Source organism: Sporolactobacillus terrae DSM 11697, assembly GCF_000648615.1.
In the GTDB taxonomy this organism is placed as follows: domain Bacteria; phylum Bacillota; class Bacilli; order Bacillales; family Sporolactobacillaceae; genus Sporolactobacillus; species Sporolactobacillus terrae.
This window is the reverse complement of sequence record NZ_JFZC01000044.1, coordinates 1-17908: the sequence shown is the minus strand read 5'-3', so window position 1 is coordinate 17908 and position 17908 is coordinate 1. Positions and strand designations below refer to the sequence as shown.

The 17908-nt window shown below is 47.4% G+C and carries 14 protein-coding genes; 12 read left to right on the top strand and 2 right to left on the bottom strand.

Annotated features, from left to right (window positions below; all coding sequences use genetic code 11):
- The first annotated feature begins 154 nt into the window (after nt 1–154).
- The 3 genes from AA84_RS0109900 to AA84_RS0109890 are packed head-to-tail and all read left to right on the top strand — an operon-like array spanning nt 155 to nt 3196.
- Nucleotides 155–1444, top strand: a complete 1290-nt coding sequence (locus AA84_RS0109900; protein WP_236628083.1) for an ArgE/DapE family deacylase — start codon at nt 155–157, stop codon at nt 1442–1444.
- 58 nt (nt 1445–1502) lie between these two features.
- A complete protein-coding gene (rarD, locus tag AA84_RS0109895) occupies nt 1503–2426 on the top strand; it encodes an EamA family transporter RarD (protein ID WP_028977067.1) in 924 nt (307 codons plus the stop codon).
- 23 nt (nt 2427–2449) lie between these two features.
- The gene (locus tag AA84_RS0109890; protein ID WP_051575257.1) at nt 2450–3196 is read left to right on the top strand and encodes a helix-turn-helix transcriptional regulator; all 747 of its coding nucleotides are present in this window, start codon (nt 2450–2452) and stop codon (nt 3194–3196) included.
- A gap of 156 nt (nt 3197–3352) precedes the next feature.
- Here the strand turns inward: AA84_RS0109890 and AA84_RS0109885 are convergent, their stop codons facing one another.
- Complete coding sequence (locus AA84_RS0109885) at nt 3353–4510, bottom strand: amidohydrolase (protein ID WP_028977065.1); 1158 nt, start codon at nt 4508–4510, stop codon at nt 3353–3355.
- A gap of 59 nt (nt 4511–4569) precedes the next feature.
- Nucleotides 4570–5811, bottom strand: a complete 1242-nt coding sequence (locus AA84_RS17600; RefSeq protein WP_037563401.1) for a M20/M25/M40 family metallo-hydrolase — start codon at nt 5809–5811, stop codon at nt 4570–4572.
- Nucleotides 5812–6230: 419 nt separating this feature from the next.
- On the opposite strand from AA84_RS17600, the gene AA84_RS0109875 reads away from it, so the two are divergent.
- From AA84_RS0109875 to AA84_RS17590, 9 genes are all read left to right on the top strand, one after another.
- The gene (locus tag AA84_RS0109875; RefSeq protein WP_028977064.1) at nt 6231–7451 is read left to right on the top strand and encodes a M20 family metallopeptidase; all 1221 of its coding nucleotides are present in this window, start codon (nt 6231–6233) and stop codon (nt 7449–7451) included.
- 17 nt (nt 7452–7468) lie between these two features.
- The gene (locus AA84_RS18395; RefSeq protein ID WP_051577923.1) at nt 7469–8506 is read left to right on the top strand and encodes an ABC transporter ATP-binding protein; all 1038 of its coding nucleotides are present in this window, start codon (nt 7469–7471) and stop codon (nt 8504–8506) included.
- A gap of 2 nt (nt 8507–8508) precedes the next feature.
- Nucleotides 8509–9501, top strand: coding sequence for an ABC transporter ATP-binding protein (locus AA84_RS0109860; RefSeq protein ID WP_037563414.1), 993 nt, complete (start codon nt 8509–8511; stop codon nt 9499–9501).
- 14 nt (nt 9502–9515) lie between these two features.
- Nucleotides 9516–10466, top strand: coding sequence for an ABC transporter permease (locus AA84_RS0109855; protein WP_028977061.1), 951 nt, complete (start codon nt 9516–9518; stop codon nt 10464–10466).
- A 15-nt stretch (nt 10467–10481) separates the two neighbouring features.
- The gene (opp4C, locus tag AA84_RS0109850; protein ID WP_028977060.1) at nt 10482–11411 is read left to right on the top strand and encodes an oligopeptide ABC transporter permease; all 930 of its coding nucleotides are present in this window, start codon (nt 10482–10484) and stop codon (nt 11409–11411) included.
- A 32-nt stretch (nt 11412–11443) separates the two neighbouring features.
- Complete coding sequence (locus AA84_RS0109845; protein ID WP_028977059.1) at nt 11444–13081, top strand: ABC transporter substrate-binding protein; 1638 nt, start codon at nt 11444–11446, stop codon at nt 13079–13081.
- A 147-nt stretch (nt 13082–13228) separates the two neighbouring features.
- The gene (locus tag AA84_RS0109840) at nt 13229–14605 is read left to right on the top strand and encodes a M20/M25/M40 family metallo-hydrolase (protein WP_028977058.1); all 1377 of its coding nucleotides are present in this window, start codon (nt 13229–13231) and stop codon (nt 14603–14605) included.
- Nucleotides 14606–14626: 21 nt separating this feature from the next.
- Nucleotides 14627–16045: an amidohydrolase gene (locus AA84_RS0109835; protein WP_028977057.1), complete on the top strand. Its 1419-nt coding sequence runs from the start codon at nt 14627–14629 to the stop codon at nt 16043–16045.
- Between the two features lie 118 nt (nt 16046–16163).
- Nucleotides 16164–17363: a metallophosphoesterase gene (locus AA84_RS17590; protein ID WP_051575242.1), complete on the top strand. Its 1200-nt coding sequence runs from the start codon at nt 16164–16166 to the stop codon at nt 17361–17363.
- Nucleotides 17364–17908 lie beyond the last annotated feature (545 nt).

Below are 17908 nucleotides of genomic sequence, written 5' to 3'. Positions count from 1 at the left end.
CTAAATCCGTAACATTGCAACATTTTTGCCCAGACTATCTCATTTTTGTTCGTATAATTCGAAAACTTTTAGACGATTCAAGTAAACGACTGCCTAAATTGTTTGAATTTTGTTATACTTAATCCATCGAATGCTGTTTTTGGCGGTATTCATTGTGAAAGAAGCGATGCTGGCGGTTTATGGACACAGCATCGCTTCTTATCGAATCGATGCTCCAATACGTTTGTATGCCAGCGTTTTAAAACAACTTATAAACACAACAGATTACAGCTTAAGAGAAGAGGAATTGGCGATGAACGATGAGAAAGCGCTAGCGCTGCTAAAAAAATTATTGAAAATAAATACCACCAATCCGCCGGGAAATGAAGCGGAGGCTGCGGCGCTTATTCAGAAAACCTTTGAGGCGGCGGGGATTCCGAGCGAAGTCATTGTCTATGGTGAAAAGCGGCATCAGCTGATCGCGGAACTAAAAGGCGCGGAGCCTGGCAAGACACTGGCATTTACCGGACATATGGATGTTGTACCGGTCGGAGAGATCGCTTGGGATCATGATCCGTTTGGAGCAGAAGAAGTGGACGGCAAGATCTATGGACGAGGCGCTTCCGATATGAAAAGCGGTCTTGCCGCGATGATCGCAGCACTCATTGCATTGAAAGAAGAGGGGACGCCGTTTAAAGGAACCCTTAAATTTATCGCGACCGTTGGTGAAGAAACGTCATCAATTGGCGCCGAGCAGCTGGTCAAGCGTGGTTATGCAGACGACCTTGATGCGGTGCTGATCGGCGAACCAACGGATAATGAAGTGTCTATTGCTGAGAAAGGCGCTTTGTGGCTGCGCTTAGCTACATATGGAAAAACGGGACATGGTTCAACACCGAGCTGCGGGATTAATGCCAATGAACATATGATTGCGCTTCTCTCGAAATTTCAATCGGAGTTTCGATTCACGTTTGAACCGGATGATTTGCTCAGCGAGCCGACCTCTAGCATTGATGTAATCCGTGGTGGAAACGGTACCAATGTTATTGCCGATAAGTGTACCGTGGAAATTGACATGCGAACGCTGCCCTCGCAAAATCATCAAGCGATCATTGCGTCGATACAAGCGATCATTGATGCCGTCCAAAAAGATATTCCGCAATTAAAAACGACGATCGAGATTCTTAACGACATGCTCCCGGTTAAAACAGCAAAAGATGATCCTTTTGTGAAACAGCTGGTTCAGGTCGTCGAGGAGGTTCGTGGGAAGACGATTGAACCTTATGGATTTTCGGGGTATACCGATGGCGCTTTTTTTTCACAAGTAAAAAAAGCGTTTCCGATTGCGGTCGTTGGTCCGGGCTACCCGCCGGCTGCTCATCAGCCCAATGAATATGTGGCGCGTCAGCCATTCTTTGACTCCATTCAGATCTATAAGAAAATCGCTGCTGATTTTCTGCGCTGATGGGGGAGAAGCACGATGAACTGGGGCTGTAATCCTCTTGAATTGAGCAGAGTGGGGCGTGAATGTATTGTCTGATCGTCGTCTTGGAATCATTTATACTTTTTCAGCCTTTTCCATATGGGGCTTTCTCACGGTTTATTGGAAATGGCTTGCAGCAATCCCTTCATGGGTAGTGCTTGCGCATCGAATCATTTGGGCTTTTGTATTTATGATGCTTGTCATTGCCTTGCGCAGACGATTTAGATGCTTATGTCTGAAAACGATAGAGCTCATTCATCAACCGAAACAACTGCTCATTGTCTTTGCCGGTTCACTGGCAATCAGCACAAATTGGATGCTCTATGTATGGGCCGTTGGCCATCAGCATGTCTTAGATGCAAGTCTTGGTTTGTTCATGATTCCGCTTGTGAGTATGCTGATCGGGATTCTATTTTTTAAGGAACGGAGTGATGCCTGGGGATGGCTTTCTCTTGCACTTGCTTTTACAGGTGTCCTGCTGGTGACCGTTCATTTTGGCGTCGTCCCGTGGCTTGCGCTGGCTCTTGCAGCAACGTCAGGTATGTACAGCTTTTGTAAAAAAATCATTAAGCTTGATGCATTGATCGGGATGAGCATTGAGACGCTGCTTATCGTTCCGATTGCTGTCGTTGTGCTTACGGTTCATACTTATACAACCTCCGGCCTGCAGACCGCTTTTTCGGGTACAACCGCACTTCTGCTGATCGGTGCCGGAATTCTGACTGCACTTCCCTTAATCTGGTTCGCTGAAGGAGCGAAGCGGATTCCTTTGACAATGATTGGATTCTTCCAATATATGACGCCTTCATCTGCTTTTCTGATTGGGGTGTTTCTTTTTCATGAATCGATGGATCGGATCCAGTTCCTTTCCTTTTTGTTCATTTGGTGCGCCATATGTATCTATGCATGGCGTGAAGTGTCTCGAAATGCGGCAGGGAAACGATCGGCACACGCATCTTTGTAAGCAATGAAACAGCAAATGTGCAGTTGAAAAATAAGTGTGAATCATTTATCATTACAATAATTATTTATTATATTTTTTACGTTTTGAGAAGTAAGGGCGGTGATTTTATTAACGCGGAATTAGACTGTTACAGAGCGTTGGTTGGGTTTCTAAGTGAGGTTCTTGGAGATGATACTGAGATCATTCTTCATGACGTGACTGATCTTGAACATTCGGTGGTCGCGATCGGTAAAACGAATTTAAGCGGTCGCGAGCTCGGCGCTCCAGTGACCAATTTAATGTTGAAGATGTTGAAGGAGGGCCGCGCCAAAAATAAAAGCTATATCACCAATTATGAAGGTGTGGCGAAAGATGGAACGGTACTGCGCTCGTCAACATTCTTCATACGAAACACGAAAGATGATATTATCGGCATGCTCTGTATTAATAGTGACTATCGAAAAATGGAGCGTGTCATTGCCTACTTGAGTCAATTTGTCGGCGTGCAGCGGCCGATCGAAAAGAAGAAAGAAAAGCCGCCGGCCGTCGAACATCTGAGTCCGTCGATTGAGGACTTGGCCAAAGAAAGCATTAAAGAGATTGTCGGTGGGGTAAACATTCCTCCGGAGCGTATGTCTCAGGAGGAACGGATTGCGATTATTGAGAAATTAAACGAGAACGGCATTTTTCTGTTAAAAGGGATTGTCAGCATTGTTGCTCAAGAGTTGTGTACGTCGGAAGCTTCAATTTACCGCTATCTGAGTAAAGTGAAAAAGGTACGGGAATCGTAAAGGGTAAAACAAAGAAGAGGGTATCTCAACGTCGATGACGATGTGATACCCTCTTCTTGATCGCGCTTAACAAGCTTTGTGATTTTGAATGACGGAGACGGTTCCAAAAGGGGCACTGCGCGCATCATCAGTTAGCTTTTGGGATCGATCCTTTTATTACAACGCACGTACTTTTTTAACCATAGCGATGGCAAGATTCGCAAAAAATTTAGCACTAGGAAGAATGGCTTTTTCATCAATGATCAGATCAGGATGATGGAGTCCCGAGGTTCCGGATACACCCATAAAGTAGAAGGCGCCCGGTATCTTTTTCATGTATTCGGCAAAGTCTTCGCCCGCTGTAGACGGTGTCGGTGTGATCACGTTGAGCCCTGAAGCCTTCGCGGTGTCAATGGACCATTCCGCTAGTTTTTCATTGTTAATTGTTGCCGGGCCAAGTTTTGTAAAATGCAGAGTTCCTTTGGCGCCAAGTCCTGCAGCAACGCCTTCAACGACACGTTGCATCTTTGCCGGGATACCATCGCGAACATGCTCTTGGAAGGTACGCACGGTGCCTTCCATTTGAGCGGTTTGCGGCAGCACGTTCCAAGTGTTTCCGGCTTCAAGACGTGTGACGCTGATGACTGCGTTGTTCAGCGGCGAGACATTGCGCGCAACAATGGATTGCAGTGCGGTAATGATATGTGAGGCGACGACAATCGAATCGATCCCTTTTTCAGGTGCCGCTGCATGGGTTCCAATTCCCTCAACATCAATCGTAAATTTATCAACGGCAGCCATGAGCGGCCCGGGTTTGATGCCGATCGTTCCTGTCGGCAGATGCGGCATGTCGTGCATACCGAAAATGGCTTGGACATCATCGAGTACGCCGGTTTCGAGGACCTTGAGCGCACCGCCGCCATTTTCCTCAGCGGGCTGGAAGATGACCTTGACGGTACCTTCCAATTCTGCTTTTCGTTCATTAAGCAGCAGTGTTGCGCCAAGAATGGATACGGTATGAAAGTCGTGTCCGCAAGCATGCATCTTGCCCGGAACTTTTGAAGCAAAAGGAAGTCCCGTTTCCTCCTGAATGGGCAGCGCGTCAATATCTGTGCGCAGGCAGATGACCGGGCCGGGCTTTGCGCCGCGAATGACGGCCAGCACGCCGGTTTCAAGCGGAAGTTCAAGCGTTTCAACGCCCGCCTCGTTAAGCCAACCTCTCAGCGCCTTCGTTGTTTCATATTCTTCAAACGACAGCTCCGGATGTTCATGCAGCTGACGGCGGCAATCAATCAATTTTTGTTCGAGTTCAGTATCTGTAACGCTATTTGGCAATGTGAAGACTCCTTTTATATGGTTTCACTGATTAGTGAACGAAAGCTAAACGTGCATTTTTAGGTTGCAAACAGAACAGACGGCACGGTATCTTCAATTCCTGAAAAGCCGAGTACTGTTAAGAGCACGGCCTGTGCACCGACATAAGCATCTTTCGGGTCATAATACTCCGCAAGTGTATGCATGCCGCCGCATCTGCCGCCGCCGCTTAAGGTCAGTGCGGGGATGCCTTTATGAATCGCAACATTGGAATCGGTGCTCATTGGTTCAAGCTGGGGCTGTAGACTGAAGGAGCGAATCGCGGCAACCGCTGTCTGAACGGCAGGATCTGTTTCTTTCTGCGTTCCGGCAGGACGTTCGCCGACACGCTCGATTTCTGCCTGAATCAAGTCCGTTTTTTTCCAGCGCGCGTTTTCTTCTTTAACCGCTTGGCGGACGCAGGCCAATGCTTGTTTTTCTAATTCAAGCAGTGCATCCTGGGCGACCGAACGCATGTCGAGCCCCATCTCAGCGTGCTCGGCAATAGAATTGATGGACGTACCGCCGCTCACCGTACCCACTGTGAACGTAGTGACCGGATTTTTTGGTACTGTGAGTTCACTGATTTTGGCAATTGCGCGCCCAAGTGCATGAATCGCGCTTGGGGTACCGAAATTGCCAAAGCTGTGGCCACCGGGGCCTTTGACTACGATTCTGTAGCGATGACTGCCGACTGCGGTTGCCGTGATCCGTTCCGGCGTCCCCGGCTCGATCGAAATAAATCCGCCGATGTCCTTCCTTGTTTGAAACAAGGATTTAACGCCGCGTAAATCGCCAAGGCCTTCTTCGCCGACCGTAGCGACAAACAGGAGCGTGTGCTGCGGTTTAATTTCAGAAGTGATGAGTGCGCGAATCAAGGTGAGCAGCACCGCCAGCCCGCGGCCGTCATCGGCGATCCCCGGCGCATAAACAACGCCGTCTTTCACCATTGGATCAATGGACGTATCTTCCGAGAAAACCGTATCTAAGTGAGCGGAAACAACGATTTTCTGTTCACTAGATTTTCCCGGAAGCAGGCCAAGTACATTTCCTTCTTTATCAGTATAAACGGATTTCAGCCCTAGTGCATGAAAACGCTCCGCCATCCAAGCGGCACGGGCGTTTTCTTTAAATGGCGGCGCGGGTACAGCAGTCAACGCAATTTGCTCAGTGGTTGTGCGGGCATTGTCCTCAGCAAGGAAAGACAATGCTTGCTGCACAGCAGGAACAGCACGTAATTGGCGGATGACTTCACTGGTGTCTGTATTATTCTTTTCGTTCAATGGTGATCTCCCCTTGTTAGTCATACCTTTATCGATGTGCGGAATGGAGCAAGCGAATCATTAAAAATGACAAATTAAGAATACACCGAACCATTAATTTAGACAATTTGTTCTTTTTTGTATTGTTTCATTCGTAATAATTTATTATTATTGTAATAAATTCTATCATGTTTCAACAAATAATTCTCTTGAATTCTAAAAAATGCGGATTAAAAAATTTTTTTAATGTAGAATCCGCATTATATGTGAGAAATTATGACATAAATAACATAAAAATGATTTATTATATTAAGAATTTTTTTGACTATTAGATTTTTGTTGATTATAATTGCGTTATAGATTTTCCGAATTCTGAAAATAAATTATTATTTTTATTGTTGTGCACTGCAGATTATTAAATCAATACAGGGGGTCAGAAAATGAGCGCGTCATGGTCTGATGACTTAGAAAAAGAATACGAAACAATGGTGGAATGGCGCAGATATTTGCACCAACATCCGGAACTCTCAACGCAAGAAGCAGAAACGTCCGCATTTATTTTAGAAAAATTAAAGCGTTTCGGTATTACCGACATTCAAACGCATGTGGGCGGTTTTGGCATTGTCGCCCGCATCCACGGCGAAAAGCCGGGACTGACCGTTGCCCTGCGCGCTGATTTCGATGCACTTCCGATCAACGAAGAAACCGATGTTCCCTATAAATCAAAGGTTCCGAATGTCATGCATGCATGCGGCCACGACGGGCATACCGCGACCCTCCTTGGTACGGCAAAAGTGCTTCAAGCCCATCGCGCAGAACTTGCCGGAGATGTTGTGCTGCTGCACCAGCCGGCAGAGGAATTTCCACCGGGGGGCGCCCAGGCCATGATTAAGGATGGTTGCCTTGAAGAGGTTGATCTGGTGTTCGGAACGCATCTTTGGAGCACCGTTCCCTTTGGCACAATCGGCTACCGCAAAGGCTATTTCATGGCTGCAGCCGACTATTTGAAAATCCATATCCAAGGGAAAGGAGGTCATGGTTCGGCACCGCATCTGTCGATTGACTCGGTCGCTGTTGCTTCGCAGGTCGTCAACCAAATTCAGATGATCGTCAGCCGGGAAGTTGATCCACAGCAGGCGGCAGTTGTAACGATTGGGAAATTTAACGCCGGCGTGGCGCCGAACGTGATTGCCGATACGGCAACGATGGAAGGAACCGTACGAACCTTTGACCCCGCTGTGCGTGAGAAGGTAAAAAAAGAACTCGCCTCTATTGTTGAAAATGTCTGTGCTGCTTACCATGCACAAGGTTCTGTTGATTATCGAGACGGTTATCCTGCGGTCTACAATCATGAAAAAGAAACCGATGTGTTCAAAAAAGTCATGGATCAAACTTTCGGCGAAGGTACAGCTGTCGAAATAGCCCCTCAAATGGGCGGCGAAGATTTCTCAAATTATCTTTTGAAGAAACCAGGCATGTTCTGGTTCTCCGGTGCCGGCAATCCTGAAGTCGGCGCCAGCTACCCGCATCACCACCCGAAGTTCAACTTTGATGAACGGGTGATGCTGGTTGCGGGAAAGGCATTCTTGGCGCTGGTTAACCAGTATTTGTGCAACAGCGATATACCGGAACTTACCGCATTTGCAGCTGCCGGAAAATAATAAGGAGGGACAACGCATTGGGTGAACTCTTAAAGGTAGACAAGATTAAAACTGAATTCCAAACGGATAAAGGCCCGGTTACATCCGTTGACGAAGTGAGCTTTGATTTGAAAGAGGGGGAAACGATTTGCCTTGTTGGCGAGTCCGGCTGCGGGAAATCCGTCACCTCTCTGTCGATCATGCATCTGCTTGATCGAAACGGTTCTGTCACCGAAGGGTCGATTCGTTTCGAAGACAAAGATCTTGCGCACGCAAGCGAGGCGAAAATGCGCAAGATTCGTGGAAATGATATTTCAATGATTTTCCAAGAACCGATGACTTCACTCAATCCTGTGCTTACCATTGGCGATCAGCTTACCGAAGGCATCCGCTTACATATGAACTATTCAAGGGCGGATGCACGCAGCTATGCCATTGAGATGCTGAAAAAAGTCGGTATTCCGCGAGCAGAAGGCATCATTGATGAATATCCGCACAAATTGTCCGGAGGAATGCGGCAGCGTGTAATGATTGCCATGGCGCTCAGTTGTAAACCGAAACTGCTGATTGCCGATGAACCGACAACCGCTCTCGATGTAACGATCCAAGCACAAATCCTTAAGTTAATGAAGAAACTGCGCGAAGAGTCCAACACAGCGATCATTTTGATTACGCATGACCTCGGCGTTGTTGCGGAAATGGCGGATAAGGTCGCGGTTATGTATGCAGGACAGGTCGTTGAGGAAACCGATGTGTATACGTTGTTCGATAATCCCAAACATCCGTATACGCTCGGCTTGATGAAATCAATCCCGCATATTACCAATCCGGATGATATGCGTCTTAATTCCATTCCGGGATCAGTGCCGAGTGCCCGCAACATGCCGAAGGGCTGCCGCTTTTACGATCGCTGCCCGCATGCGATGAAGCGTTGTCTGGCTGAAAAGCCGGAGCTCAAACCGATTGAAGACAAACAGGCTCACAGTATTCGCTGTTTTCTCTATGAAGAGGAAGAAAAGAATTATGAAAAGAAACATGCTGAAAAGCAGCACGCTGAAAAGGAAGTGAGCTCGTGAACATGCCACTGGATCAGGAAAAGCCATTACTTCAAGTCAGGCATTTGAAAAAGTATTATCCAATTAAAAAGGGCGTTATTTCGCGGACAGTGGGTTACGTCAAGGCTGTTGATGATGTCAGTTTCGATATCTACCCTGGTGAGACGATGGGAATTGTCGGCGAGTCCGGCTGCGGCAAATCCACAACGGGCCGTTCCTTAGTGCGACTGGAAGATCCGACAGCCGGACAAGTCCTCTTTCAGGGCAAAGATTTGGCAACGGTCTCGCAAAAAGAGATGCGTAAGCTGCGCACCGATCTGCAGATCATCTTTCAGGATCCCTATTCTTCATTGAATCCAAGAAAACGCATCGGCGACTTGCTTGCGGAACCGTTGCTCGCACACAAGATGGCAACGAAGGCGGAAGCAGAAAAGAAAGTTAATGAAATCATGGAAATTGTGGGGCTTCCAAAACAATACAAAAACCGTTATCCGCATCAATTTTCCGGTGGTCAGCGCCAGCGTATCGGTATTGCCCGAGCACTGATGCTGAGACCAAAATTGATTATCTGCGATGAACCGGTTTCCGCACTCGATGTGTCGATTCAGGCGCAGGTACTTAACTTGCTTAAGGATCTTCAAAAAAGCTTGAATTTGACTTATGTGTTTATTGCTCATGGTCTTGGCGCCGTGAAGTACATCAGCGATCGAATTACGGTGATGTATTTGGGCAAGGTTATGGAGCTGGCAACGACACGGGAAATTTTCGAGCATCCGAAACATCCGTATACGGAAATTCTGCTGAATGCTTATCCGATACCGAACCCGCATGAGCGTAATCGTACTCAGATGGTCATTGAAGGCGATGTTCCAAGCCCTGCCAATCCGCCGAAGGGCTGCGTGTTCCATACACGTTGTCCTTTCGCAAAGGATATTTGCCGTGAGAAGGCTCCGGGATTAACCGGTAAAGACCATCTTGTTGCTTGTCACTTCCCTATTGATGAAGGAAAAGTTTGAAAGGAGGATTTTAGGTGCTTCAATACATCATACGGCGAATTTTGATCGCCATTCCCGTGCTTTTCGGGGTAACCATACTGAACTTTTTCATTATTAATCTTGCTCCAGGAAATCCGGTCGATATGATGGTCAATCCGTCCGCGACACCTGAACAACTCGCAGCGACAAAACATGCCCTAGGTCTTGATCAGCCAATCTGGGTACAATATTGGAATTGGATTGTTCAACTATTGCATGGCAATCTCGGATTCTCCTATTCAACGCGTGAACCGGTGACACAGATTCTGATGGCTCATGTTGGTCCAACCGTTCTGCTGATGGGCGTTTCACTGATTGTCGGCTATTTGATTGCGATTCCGCTCGGCATTATCTGTGCGAGAAAGCAAAATTCGTGGATTGATTACCTCGTTACCGGTTTTTCATTCTTCGGTATCTCGGTACCGCATTTTTTCTTAGGACTTGGTGTTATTTATGTCTTTGCCAGCAAATTACTCTGGTTCCCAACCGGAAGTATGAACACGCTCGGCGGAGATGGCAGCTTTATCGATACGTTCAATCACCTTGTGCTTCCGGTTCTGGTACTGGCAACCGGGATCGGCGGCAACATGGTTCGCTATGTTCGTTCCAGTATGCTGGATGTGCTAGGCAAAGATTATTTGCGAACCGCTAAAGCAAAGGGATTGTCACAGTTTTTGATCACAAATAAACATGCCCTTCGGAATTCCTTAATCCCGATCATCACCGTAATCGGGATTGACATTCCACTCTTGATTGGCGGTGCGATCGTTACCGAGCAGGTCTTCCAATGGCCGGGTCTCGGACTGCTCACCATTCAATCGATTACGTCCCGGGATTATTCGACACTGATGGCGATTAATCTGCTTGCAGCATGTACCGTACTTTTTGCAAACTTGCTGACAGATATCCTTTATGCTGTCGCGGACCCAAGAATACGGTACGACTAAGGAGGATCAGGTCACATGGGGATGAAATTAAATCCGAACAAGAACGTGCCGGAAATGGCCGGTACGGAAACTGGGCAGATGGCCGTTCAGTTCGAAAAAGAAGAAACCTATCTGCATATGGTTATGCGGCGATTTTTAAAGCATCGCCTTGCATGTGTAGGCGTTGTTGTCTTTCTCTTAATCCTGTTAATTGCTCTTTTGGCACCGGTGATCGCGCCTCAAGATCCGGCAAAAATTTTCAATGAATTTGAGGCACCGCCATCTGCAGCACACTGGCTGGGCACCGATCCGGTCGGCCGTGATGTGATGAGTCGACTGATCTTTGGTGCACAAGTCTCGGTCGCTGTTGGTATTGGCGCCGTTGCGATCTATGTTGCCATTGGCATTGTACTCGGTCTGGTTGCCGGTTATTTTGGCGGCTGGGTCGATATGCTCATCATGCGTTTGACCGATGTGTTTATGTCTTTCCCGTATTTTATGGTCATTCTTGTGCTGGTGAGTATCATCGGACCAAGCTTGTTTAACATCACGCTTGTCATTGGTCTTCTTGGTTGGCCGGCCATTGCCCGCTTAGTCAGGGGCAGTGTGCTTTCAATAAAAGAAATGGATTACGTAAAGGCAGGTGTTGCACTCGGCTATTCGACGCCAAAGATTCTTTTTCAGCACATCCTTCCGAATGCACTCGCACCAATCTTAGTAAACGCAACGTTCGGTGTCGCTTCGGCCATCATCATGGAAGCATCCTTAAGCTTCCTTGGGATGGGAGTTCGGCCCCCGGCAGCAAGTTGGGGGAACATGCTTACACAGGCGGAATCGATCACGGTACTTTCCTCACAGCCTTGGCTGTGGATTCCGCCGGGCTTGATGATCTTGCTGGCCGTTCTTTCGGTAAACTTTATCGGTGACGGTCTCCGCGACGCCATTGAGTCGCAGAACGCGAAATAAATTCAGATAAAAAAGGGGATGCAAACAACACAATGAAACGACACAAATCGACGCCAAAACGTATTCTGAGTTATATGATTACCTCATTAATGGTGATGTCTCTTCTGCTTCTTGCCGCATGTGGTGGCGGCAGTTCAGGCACATCGGGCGGTAAGACAAAAGACACGATTTACCTTGGTACGGTCAATCCTCCGGGTGGATTTAACCCGATTAATACCGGGGATATTGGCGGTCAGTTCGCGATCCGCGTCATGCTGGATGCTTTCCTTGACATGACCTCACCATTGAAATTCCAGCCAAAATTGGCAACATCGATTGATACATCGGACAATCAGACCTATACAATTAAACTGAATCCGAAGGCAAAGTGGACCGACGGCAAACCGGTAACCGCGGATGACGTTGTGTTTACCTTTAATTTAATTGCAAACCCAAAAACTGAAGTTGCCGTAGGCTCGAACATTTCGACACTGACCGGACTTGACGATAACGGTAAATTAACGGGCGGCGCGAAAACGATCCCGAACTTGAAAAAGATTGACGAACATACGGTTTCCTTCAAAACAAAGAAGCCGGTTGACCCGAACTACATCAAAGAAATGATCGGTACGAAGATTATTACGATGCCGCAACATGTGCTCAAAGATATCGCTCCTGAAGATTTTTCAAAGAGCAAATATGTACAGGCACCGAATGTAACCAACGGACCTTATAAATTTGTTACCTATAACAAGAATACGTACATTCAATACAAAGCAAACAATGACTACTATCTTGGTAAACCCAAAACACCTAAATTCTTTATCAAAATCATGCAGGCACCAAACCTGTTAAGTGAACTTCAATCCGGATCGATTCAAGCGAATACATCCGGCGGTATCGGCAACTTGCCGTTCCAAGATGTTGAAACAGCGAAGAAGCTGAAAAATGTAACAACGGAAATTCATCCGCAGATCGGATTCCAAACGATGCAGTACAACACCAAGACGCTGCCAAATGCAAAAGTCCGTCAAGCACTTGCTTATGCGATTGACCGTCAGCAAATTGTAGACAAACTGCTCAAAGGAAACGGCGAAATTGTCGACGGACCATACACATCACAGAGCCCTTATCTTGATAAGAGCACAAACGTAATCAAGTACGATCCTAAGAAAGCAAAACAAATGCTGAAGGATGCCGGATGGGACTTCAACAAGACGCTGAACTTCGTTGTACCAATCGGAAACAAAGTACGTGAACAATCTGCCGACATCATCGTCCAGAACTTCAAAGCAATCGGCGTTAAAGTTAAAGAAACAACGTATGACTTCCCAACGATCATGCAAAAAGGTAAGGCTGGTGATTTTGACCTGCTCCTGATCGGATTTACATTCAACCTTGACCCGGATGTTTCGGCTCTGTACGGACCAAACGGGGCTTACAACTTCATGAAATACAATAATCCGGAAGCAGTTAAATTGATTGCTCAAGGTAAAGAAGAACCAGACAGTGCAAAACGTAAAACGATTTACAGCAATCTGCAAAAAATCTGGGAGAATGATATGCCGGTCATTACGCTTTATTCCGACCATGAAGTGGTTGTAAAGAGCAAAGATCTTGCATACGGCGGTGCGTCAGCTTATTGGCCAGGTACAGTAGCTAATTTCCAGAAATGGGCTTATAAGAAATAATTCGTTACCATTGAAATGGTCTTTATTTAAACAGCTGCTCACTTTGAGTCAGCTGTTTAAATTTTTTCAGGAAACGCGAGTCTTTCGAGAGGCAAGGATCGAGCAATGCGCGTTCGACGCGAAACTACGATGAGGAAGCGATGAATGATGAGCAACAACATGAGAGAACAATTAAAGCATGCCGTGCATGACCAAGCAAACCAATCGTTAGAGCTTTTGGATCACTATTTAAACCTGCCGTCGGTATCGGCGCAGCATCGAGCCATTCCGGAAACCGTTGCCTTCGTGAGTGATCTGCTGACCGGAATCGGTGCTGAGGTGAAAGTGCTGGATGATCTTGGCGGCAATCCTGTGATTTACGGATTCTTGCCGGCAGGCGATGGCGGCAATACGGCGAAGACGTTGCTTTTCTATGATCACTACGACGTTCAGCCGCCGGATCCGCTCGATGAATGGGATTCTGAACCCTTTGAGGCAACGCTCAAGGAGGGCATTCTCTACGCTCGCGGTACGGCTGATAATAAAGGCACGCTGATGCAGCGTATTGCAGCGATCAAAGCACTTGAGGAAACGAGCGGACTCCCGTGCAACGTTAAGTTTCTTATTGAAGGTGAGGAAGAGATCGGCAGTCCAAGTCTGCCTGTTTATTTGAAAAAGTATGCAGAGCTCTTCCAGTCAGATGCCTGTATTTGGGAATTTGGCAGTACCGATGCCAAAGAACGTGTTCAGCTCTATGCAGGGATTAAGGGATCGGCTTATTATGAATTTCATGCCAAGAGTGCAGCCATTGATCTTCATTCCTCACTGGCTGCGGTTGTGGACAATCCGGCATGGCGGATTGTCCAGGCCCTCAGCAGCATGAAAAATCAGAACAACGACATTACCGTTGAAGGCTTTTACGATGAAATCGAAGCGCCGGATGAAGAACTGATCAAACTTGTCCGCGCCATTCCATTTGAGGAAGAGGCATTGCGGGATACCTATAAGATCACGCGGCCGCTGATTACGGCCGCGCGAGGCGAGGTAGCGCAAGATGCGCTGATGCTTGCGCCAACCTTTACAATCTGCGGGATGGTGAGCGGTTATACCGGTGAAGGTGCGAAAACGGTGCTTCCTAAGGAGGCAAAGGTGAAGATCGATTGCCGGATGGTTCCGGGACAGACCGGGGAGCATTTGCTTGCCTGCTTCAAGCGTCATCTTGCCCGCCATGGATTCTCAGACATTACCGTTGACTTGATTGAATCGCAACGTGCCTACCGTTCAGACATTCATGATCCGTTCTTGAACCTAGTTAAGAAAACAGCCGAAGAGGCATATGAGCATGAAGCCATCATGTATCCCAATTCGGCGGGCACCGGTCCAATGTATGTCTTCAATGAATACCTGCATCTGCCGATTGTGAGCACCGGTGTCGGCTGGGTTCAATCAAAAGCGCATGCACCGAATGAATCGATTCGAATGAATGATTATGTAAACGGCAGTGTGCATATGGCTTATTTACTCACTGACTTTGCAGCCGAATAATTGAATAAAGGAGCATCCATCGTGACATTCATTGACGAAATCAAACGCATCATTAATGAAAAAAGAAGGACGTATCAAGCGCTTAGTGAACAGGTGTGGGACTATGCCGAACTGCACTTCGGCGAAGTCAAGTCGGCGGAATTGCTCAGTCAAGCATTGGCAAACGAAGGCTTCACGGTGACACGCGGAGTCGCAGGATTGAAAACCGGTTTTATCGGCAGTTACGGAAGCGGAAAACCGGTGATCGCCTTTCTCGGTGAATTTGATGCACTTGCCGGTCTCAGTCAGAAGAAAGACCGAACCGTACATGATCCGATTGTAGCGAACGGAAACGGACACGGCTGTGGTCATAATCTGCTCGGGGTCGGATCACTGGCGGCTGCTTTTGCGGCGAAGGAATACATGATCAAACATCAGTTAAAGGGGACGGTGCGTTACTATGGCTGTCCCGCGGAAGAAAGCGGCAACGGTAAAGCTTATATGGCACGGGAAGGTTGTTTTAACGATGTTGATGCAGCGTTTTCCTGGCATCCGCATTCATGCAACGCAGTTCAGCATCTCTCATCCAATGCGGTTATCGAAGCGCGGTTCACGTTCAAAGGCGTGAGCGCTCATGCAGCCGCTTTGCCTGAACTGGGCCGCAGCGCGCTCGACGCCCTTGAGCTGATGAATGTCGGCGTCAATTATTTAAGGGAGCATATGGCAGACAAAGCGCGCATTCACTACGCGGTAACCAATAGCGGCGGCGTTTCGCCAAATGTTGTGCAATCGATTGCTGAGGAGCGATTCCTTGTTCGCTCGCCAAAGCCGGATGAAGTGAAGAAGCTGTTTGAACGCGTCGTCAATGTTGCCAAAGGTGCTGCGCTAATGACGGACACGAAAATGAGCGTCCAAATTGAAGGCGGCTGCTGCAATCTGATTCCCAACACGGCTCTTCACCAAGTCATGGCAGCATTTATGGAAGAAATCGGCTATCCCAAGCTGTCGGTGAAAGATGAAGCCTTTATCAAAGCGATCTATGCGTCACTCGGTGAACCCGAGAAAACCTTTGCAATGAAACAGCTGAATGCACAGCAAAAAGATAAGATTGGCCAAGCGCCGCTTGCAGATTGGGTACACCCTTGCCCAGAACACGATCTGTTTATGGAAGGGTCAACCGATGTTTCGGATGTCAGCTGGAACGTGCCGACCGCACAATGCGTCACGGCAACCTGGGCTTTTGCAACCGTCCCGCATACATGGCAAGTGGTTGCACAGGGCACGCAAGATTATGCGCTGAATGCTGCATTATTCGCAGCTGAAGCGATGGCCTGCACTGCTTTGAAGGCGGTACAAGATCTAGACTTGCTCAAAGAAGCAAAACGAGAATTGAAGGAAAGGCTTGCCGGAGACGTTTATGAATGTCTGATTCCAAGCGACGTCACACCGCCTACCTTCTGATCACACCACTAAAAGGAACGTTTCGCTTTAATTTTGGCGAAGCGTTCCTTTTTTCATGCATGAAAATCTCCTAATCTGCGCAATTTAAGATTGATTATGGACGCAGGAGTACGTTGACATGTTCACCGGAAGGAAAACTGAATTTGGCGAGCATGCCCTCCCGGTTAATGGTCCGTCAAGGAAGGGAGAAATCGTTATGAATCGCAGCAAATGGCGTCATTATCTTGCCATTGAACTAATCATTGTTCTCATGTTCTTGACTTGCGTGATTTCAGGAGTGTTCAGCCTTTTTCCTCCCGGGAAGCAAAGTGAAGCAAATCTTCAGTCTGCTGGTGCAGCACGCCACGCCGAAGGCGCTCAATTGATGCATTCTGTTTTTTTTAACAGACTGGAACCCGTCGCGCAAGAATCTAAGGTTGCGCACAAACTGTTTAAAGGCATTGATTCGATTGATTTTACGTTTGGTGTACTGCCGGACACTCAGTATTACAGCCGTTCGCATCCCGATATTTTCAAGCGGATGAATCGATGGTTTGTTGCCAATCGGGATGCGCTCAAGCTGCGCTATATTTTCCACTTAGGCGATATTGTTAATAATGACGACCAGCCTTATCAATGGAAAACGGCGAACAAAGCCATGAAAATACTCGATGACGCAGAAGTTCCTTATGGTATGATTACCGGAAATCATGATGTGGGTTACAAGAAAGATTATCGGCCGTTTGATCGCTATTTTGGCGAAACGCGTTATCTCTGGAACCCATGGTATGGCGGTTCTTATAAAAATAATCGCGGCCATTTTGATTTAATTAACACCAATGGTCAGAAATACATTATGCTGGGAATGGGCTGGGGGATTGGCGGTCAGGAAATTGCCTGGATGAATCAGGTGCTTCATGCCTATCGCGACCGTATTGCCATTTTATTTGTCCATGACTATCTTGGAAGCTATGGAAAACGAACCGTACAAGGGCAGATGCTGTTTGAAAAAGTGGTCAAGCCGAACCGCAATGTGCGCATGGTAATGAACGGTCACAGTTATGGCGCCGCCCGGCGTGTCGACACGATTGACGACAACCGTGATGGGAAACCGGATCGCAAAGTCATGCAGATCTTATCCGACTATCAATCGGTCAAAGGCGGGCAGGGCTATATTCGGGTAATGGGCTTTGACCTTACCCATGACAAGGTGTATGTCCGCACCTTTTCGCCACAGGTGCACAAGACGCATGCGTTTAAGAAAAACAAAGATAATTTTACCTTCAGATTTGATCTGGATCAGAAGCCGATAAAGAAAACGAACAAAAAGCGAAAATAAGCGAGCACGTATCAAACCGCCGGCTGTTTGCCCTGAAAATACGGGCAACAGACGGTTTTATTTTATGTTCAGCGCAGCGATGGGTTCAAGATCATAACATTGACTTGATTGAAGATGGTCGGGCACCCGGGGATTGCGTTTGTTGCGAGCGACCGAAGCGTTGATGCAAAACCATGAAGACACAGACCAACAGCACACCCTCGAGGTTAAAGCGAAATCCTGAAAAGCTAACGAAAACAACCAGATCCTGTGAAAGTACGTCCTGTGCACAACGCGTGAGCCACCGCATCCCGTACGAAAGCGCGACACGTCTTCGGGATCGCGCCTTGTTGATGCGTGCCAGCGAGCAGCTGAAGTGTTGTTCGTGCATAACGTGAAAGTCCCTGCATTCTGCGGAGGTAGGATCTGGTCAATCCAATTTTTCTAATCTTAACTAAATGTCAAAAAAATCACATCATTTATCCTGAATTATTCACCGCTTGCCGTTTTTTCGGGATTTTGCTCACCAGGATGCAGCCAACCTGATTTCACTTGATTTTTTGAAT

Excerpts from the sequence above, each read along its gene's own strand:
- AA84_RS0109840 (WP_028977058.1), top strand. The coding sequence starts at position 13,229 with ATGAGCAACAACATGAGAGAACAATTAAAGCATGCCGTGCATGACCAA.
- AA84_RS0109860 (WP_037563414.1), top strand. The coding sequence starts at position 8,509 with ATGCCACTGGATCAGGAAAAGCCATTACTTCAAGTCAGGCATTTGAAA.
- AA84_RS0109845 (WP_028977059.1), top strand. The coding sequence starts at position 11,444 with ATGAAACGACACAAATCGACGCCAAAACGTATTCTGAGTTATATGATT.
- AA84_RS0109875 (WP_028977064.1), top strand. The coding sequence starts at position 6,231 with ATGAGCGCGTCATGGTCTGATGACTTAGAAAAAGAATACGAAACAATG.
- opp4C (WP_028977060.1), top strand. The coding sequence starts at position 10,482 with ATGGGGATGAAATTAAATCCGAACAAGAACGTGCCGGAAATGGCCGGT.
- AA84_RS17590 (WP_051575242.1), top strand. The coding sequence starts at position 16,164 with ATGTTCACCGGAAGGAAAACTGAATTTGGCGAGCATGCCCTCCCGGTT.